Here is a 4877-nt window from a genome sequence, read left to right on the forward strand (position 1 = left end):
CAGCGCCGGGCCGTCGCGGAAGACGTGGAGCGTGTCGAGCGTGTAGTGGTAGACGAGGTGGCCGCGCGTGCCGCGCACCAGCAGATACGGCTCGTGCCGCCGCGGAGCGGTCACCGCGAGTCCGGCCGCGAAGCGCGCGCCGCCGCGGAGCTCGACCACCAGCGACGAGGTGTCGTCGGGCGCGATGTCGTTCGCACGGCGCAGGTCGGCGTCGACGGCGACGACGTCGTCGGGCGCGGTCGCCCCGCGATCGCGAAGGTTGTCGCCACGGCATGGGCGAGCGGGTTCGTCACGACGCCGTCGGCCACGAGCCGGCCCTCCAGGACGCGGTGTCCCGCCCAGGGCGCCCGCCGCCAGCTCGGTCGTGATGAATCCGTGAGAAAGGGAATTCACCGATCGCGCTTCGGTGGCAGGGCACTGCGCCCGGGCATGACGAAGGCCCCGGATGCGCAGCATCCGGGGCCTTCAGGAAGAAGAGCGAGATTACTTGAGGGTGACCGTCGCGCCGGCCTCTTCGAGAGCGGCCTTCGCCTTGTCGGCGGTCTCCTTGTTGGCGCCCTCGAGGACGGCCTTGGGAGCACCGTCGACGACGGCCTTCGCCTCACCGAGGCCGAGCGAGGTGAGCTCGCGGACGACCTTGATGACCTGGATCTTCTTGTCGCCGGCGGCCTCGAGGATGACGTCGAACGCGTCCTTCTCCTCGGCCTCCTCGGCGGGGGCACCACCGGCGGGAGCGCCGGCGGCGGCCACGGCCACAGGGGCGGCAGCGGTGACGTCGAAGGTCTCCTCGAACGCCTTGACGAACTCGCTGAGCTCGATGAGCGTGAGCTCCTTGAACGCGTCGAGCAGCTCCTCAGTGCTGAGCTTTGCCATGATGTTTCTCCTTGATTGTGGTTGTGCTACGCCGAGGCCCGATGTCAGGCCGCGGACTCCTGCTTCTCGCGCAGCGCGTCGACCGTGCGGACGGCCTTCGACGGAAGCGCATTGAAGACGTATGCCGCCTTGGTCATCGAGGCCTTCATCGCACCGGCGAGCTTCGCCAGCAGGACTTCACGGCTCTCGAGGTCGGCGAGCTTGTTGACCTCGTCAGCGCTCAGGGGGTTTCCGTCGAAGAAACCGCCCTTGATCACGAGAAGAGGGTGTGCCTTGGCGAAGGCACGCATGCCCTTCGCGACGGCGACCGGGTCGCCGTGCACGAACGCGATGGCCGACGGACCTTTGAGGTCGTCGTCCAGCGACGAGATCCCCGCGTTGTTCGCGGCGATCTTGGTGAGCGTGTTCTTCACCACGGCGTACTCCGCGTCCTGACGGATCGCGTTGCGGAGCTCCTTGAGCTCTGCAACCGTCAGACCGCGGTACTCGGTCAGCAGAACGGCGGTCGAGTCCTCGAAGTGCTTCGTGAGCTCGGCGACCGATGCTTCCTTCTGCGCCATGGCCACTCCTTGTGTGTACGAGACGCTCCGCGATGGCGGGGCGCCGGCCGCAGGCTCCCGGTCGTCAGAGTCGGCGCACGCAGACAAAAAAGCTCCGGCGCAAGCGCACGGAGCTGTGAAAAGTTCGTGACACCTGCGCGGGCCCCTGCGTCTGCAGTGCTTCGATCTCCGTGCGCTTTCACGCACGTCGATGACCGGCGGTCTTCGGCTTCGTCAAGGCTACGCGATGCCGCGGGATCGGCCAAATCGGCGCCCTGTTTCCCTCCTCCACGAACCGGCGCTCCCGACGAGTTCTCCACCGATCGGCCGCTTCCCACGCAGCCGGACCCGTTGCGACGGCGTCCCTTTGGGTACAGGCTCGCATCGAGCCCAACCACACACGACAGAATCGCGCGACGATGTCCGTCACGCGACGGAAGGGGACGACGATGTCTGCCAACAGAGCGGTGGCCTACAAGGGTCCGGGTGAGGTCGAGGTCATCGATACGGACTACCCGGAGTTCGAGCTCAAGGACGGGCCGGGGGTGAACCCGGCGAACGTCGGCAGGAAGGTGATGCACGGCGCGATCCTGCGCACCGTCTCCACGAACATCTGCGGGTCGGATCAGCACATGGTTCGCGGCCGCACCACGGCCCCCACGGGTCTCGTGCTCGGCCACGAGATCACCGGCGAGGTCGTCGAGACCGGCCCGGACGTGGAGTTCATCAAGGTCGGCGACATCGTGTCGGTGCCGTTCAACATCTCGTGCGGCCGCTGCCGCAACTGCAAGGAGGGCAAGACCGGCATCTGCCTCAACGTCAACCCCGATCGGCCCGGCAGCGCGTACGGGTACGTCGACATGGGCGGCTGGGTGGGCGGGCAGGCCGAGTACGTGCTCGTCCCCTACGCCGACTGGAACCTGCTGGCCTTCCCCGACCGCGACCGGGCGCTGGAGAAGATCCTCGATCTGACGATGCTGTCCGACATCTTCCCCACCGGGTTCCACGGCGCGTACACCGCGGGCGTCGGCCCCGGCTCGACCGTGTACATCGCGGGGGCAGGCCCCGTCGGGCTCGCCGCGGCCGTCGGAGCGCAGCTGCTGGGCGCGGCGGTGGTGATCGTGGGCGACCTCAACGAGGACCGGCTCGCCCGCGCGCGGTCGTTCGGGTGCGAGACGGTGAACGTGTCGCAGGGCGACCCGAAGGACCAGATCGAGCAGATCCTCGGCGTTCCCGAAGTCGATGCCGGTGTCGACGCGGTCGGCTTCGAAGCCCGCGGCCACGGCGCCGAGTCGAGCCAGGAGGCCCCCGCGACGGTGCTGAACTCGCTCATGGATCTCACCGCCGCCGGCGGCGCGCTCGGCATCCCCGGACTGTACGTCACCGGGGACCCCGGCGGCGTGGACGAGGCTGCCAAGGCCGGCTCGCTGTCTCTGCGCCTGGGACTCGGGTGGGCGAAGTCGCTGTCCTTCACGACCGGCCAATGCCCCGTGATGCGCTACAACCGGCACCTCATGATGGCGATCCTGCACGACAAGGTCCAGATCGCCGACGCCGTCGGCGCCACCGTCATCCCTCTCGAGGATGCGCCGCAGGGCTACGCCGACTTCGACCGCGGCGCCGCCAAGAAGTACGTCCTCAACCCCAACGGCTACATCAAGACCGCCTGACGACGAAGATTCCGGATGCTGCCGCCGGCAGCATCCGTTCACTCACAAGAAGGGAACCACACCATGTCCGTCACGCTCGAAGACGCTCGCCGCGTCATCGCCGCCGCCGAGAAGCGCGCCGACGAGATCGGCCAGCCGATGAACATCGCCGTGGTGGATGCCGGCGGCAACCTCGTCGCCCACGTCCGCCAGGACGGCGCCTGGATCGGCAGCGTCAACATCTCGATCAACAAGGCCTGGACGTCGAAGGCCTTCGACATCCAGACCAAGGACCTCGGCGACAACGCACAGCCAACCCAGCAGTTCTACGGCATCCACGCCACCAACGGCGGCAAGGTCGCCATCTTCGCCGGTGGCGTGCCCCTCTCGCGCGACGGCGCCGTCGTCGGCGCGGTCGGCGTCAGCGGCGGATCGGGCGAACAGGACCAGACCGTCGCCGAGGCCGGCGCGGCCGCCTTCTGACGCTCATCATCCAGCCCGGTCGGCCGGGATGTCGAGCTCGCGCGCAGCATCCGAGATGCGCGCCGCGAGTTCGGCATCCCTCGCCGTGAGCCCACCGGCGGAATGCGTCATGAGCGTCACCCGCACAGACGAATAGCGGATGTCGACGTCGGGGTGGTGGTCCGCCTCCTCGGCGAGCTCGGCGATCACCGCGAACAGCTGTGCCCCGATCGCGAAATTCCCGGTGCGGAAGTTCGCGACGGCGCCGGCTTCGCCGGGAGTCCAGTCGGCGACGCCCCGGTGCGCGCGGAACTCGTCGCTCGTGATGGTGTCCATGCTTCGACGATGCCACGGTGTCGCGCGAGCACAACCCCCTCCTCCCCCGCCGGCCCTCGACGCACCGTCACCCACAGGAACGCACGTACGCCGTGCGGAGCGGTTCGATGAATCTCGACCGCGATGTGCAGACATCGCGGATCTGCTCCGGCGCGGCGATTACGAAGCCTGAGCGGCCCGCACCCGGTGGGTCGCAGCGGCGGGCGTCGCCCGCCCGGGTTACGCTCGAGAAGTGACCCCGGAGCTCGCTGCACGCACCCCCGAGCTCGCGGCCCGCATGGTCGCGGACTCGCGCGACCGGGTCGCGTGGGTGCGAGCCCGCTCGCGGGGCATCACGGCGACGGATGTCGCAGCTTTGACGTCCGAGCGGGCGATCGCCCGGGCGGCCGACGCCAAGCTCATGGGCTCCGGGTTCTCGGGCAACGCCTACACGGCGCACGGCCGCGCACGCGAGCCCGAGATCGCCGCGTGGGTGGCGGCGACCCACGGCATCCAGCCGTCGTCCGCGCTGTTCCACGCCGTCATCGAGAAGCGGCACCTCGCCACTCCCGACGGCATCGCGGTCGACGCCGTCGGGCGGGTGACGCTCGCCGAGATCAAGACCACGAACAAACCGTGGCGCAGCATCCCCCGGTCGTACCTGCGCCAGGTGTGGTGGCAGCAGCACGTGCTCGGGGCCGAGCGCACGCTCGTCGCGTGGGAGCAGCACGACGGCTTCGTGCCCGTCGGCGACGAGCCACGGTGCGCATGGGTCGACCGCGACGAGGTCGAGATCGCCGAACTCGTGCGCCTGGCGACCGCCCTCATCGACGAGCTCTACGTGCGCACGACCCGCGGGCGGCAGGACACCCGGATGCCGCAGCCCGCGTCCGTGCCACGCCAGCCGTTCCGCGCACTCGCGCTCGCCGACTGACCCCCCACCCTTGTCGCGGCGCGGCTCAGGCGAGCGCCGTCGCAGTCCTGGCCGCGGCATCCCACAGGCGCACTCCGGTCGCCTCGGCCGGGGTGAACGGCGCCG

General features: G+C 69.5%; 6 protein-coding genes and 1 pseudogene. 3 read left to right on the forward strand and 4 right to left on the reverse strand.

Annotation, left to right across the window (positions count from 1 at the left end):
• The 3 genes and pseudogenes from EIO58_RS12610 to rplJ form a co-directional block, all read right to left on the reverse strand.
• Window positions 1-393, reverse strand: a pseudogene (locus EIO58_RS12610) (hypothetical protein); the annotation flags it as partial.
• 90 nt (window positions 394-483) lie between these two features.
• Complete coding sequence (gene rplL, locus EIO58_RS12615) at window positions 484-873, reverse strand: 50S ribosomal protein L7/L12 (protein WP_109211492.1); 390 nt, start codon at window positions 871-873, stop codon at window positions 484-486.
• Window positions 874-917: 44 nt separating this feature from the next.
• Window positions 918-1433: a 50S ribosomal protein L10 gene (gene rplJ, locus EIO58_RS12620; RefSeq protein WP_127819833.1), complete on the reverse strand. Its 516-nt coding sequence runs from the start codon at window positions 1431-1433 to the stop codon at window positions 918-920.
• Window positions 1434-1861: 428 nt separating this feature from the next.
• Here rplJ and fdhA point away from each other — a divergent pair, with 428 nt between their 5' ends.
• Window positions 1862-3082: a formaldehyde dehydrogenase, glutathione-independent gene (gene fdhA, locus EIO58_RS12625; protein ID WP_127819834.1), complete on the forward strand. Its 1221-nt coding sequence runs from the start codon at window positions 1862-1864 to the stop codon at window positions 3080-3082.
• Window positions 3083-3145: 63 nt separating this feature from the next.
• Window positions 3146-3544: a GlcG/HbpS family heme-binding protein gene (locus EIO58_RS12630; protein WP_127819835.1), complete on the forward strand. Its 399-nt coding sequence runs from the start codon at window positions 3146-3148 to the stop codon at window positions 3542-3544.
• A 6-nt stretch (window positions 3545-3550) separates the two neighbouring features.
• On the opposite strand, the gene EIO58_RS12635 is transcribed toward EIO58_RS12630, so the two are convergent.
• Complete coding sequence (locus EIO58_RS12635; protein WP_164861679.1) at window positions 3551-3859, reverse strand: 4a-hydroxytetrahydrobiopterin dehydratase; 309 nt, start codon at window positions 3857-3859, stop codon at window positions 3551-3553.
• 277 nt (window positions 3860-4136) lie between these two features.
• Between EIO58_RS12635 and EIO58_RS12640 the strand changes: the two genes are divergently transcribed.
• Window positions 4137-4772 carry a YqaJ viral recombinase family protein gene (locus EIO58_RS12640; protein ID WP_240658810.1) on the forward strand — a complete coding sequence of 212 codons (636 nt, stop codon included), beginning with the start codon at window positions 4137-4139 and terminating at the stop codon, window positions 4770-4772.
• The last annotated feature ends 105 nt before the right edge of the window (window positions 4773-4877 follow it).

This window comes from Microbacterium sp. CPCC 204701 (assembly GCF_004010105.1).
Taxonomy (GTDB): domain Bacteria; phylum Actinomycetota; class Actinomycetes; order Actinomycetales; family Microbacteriaceae; genus Microbacterium.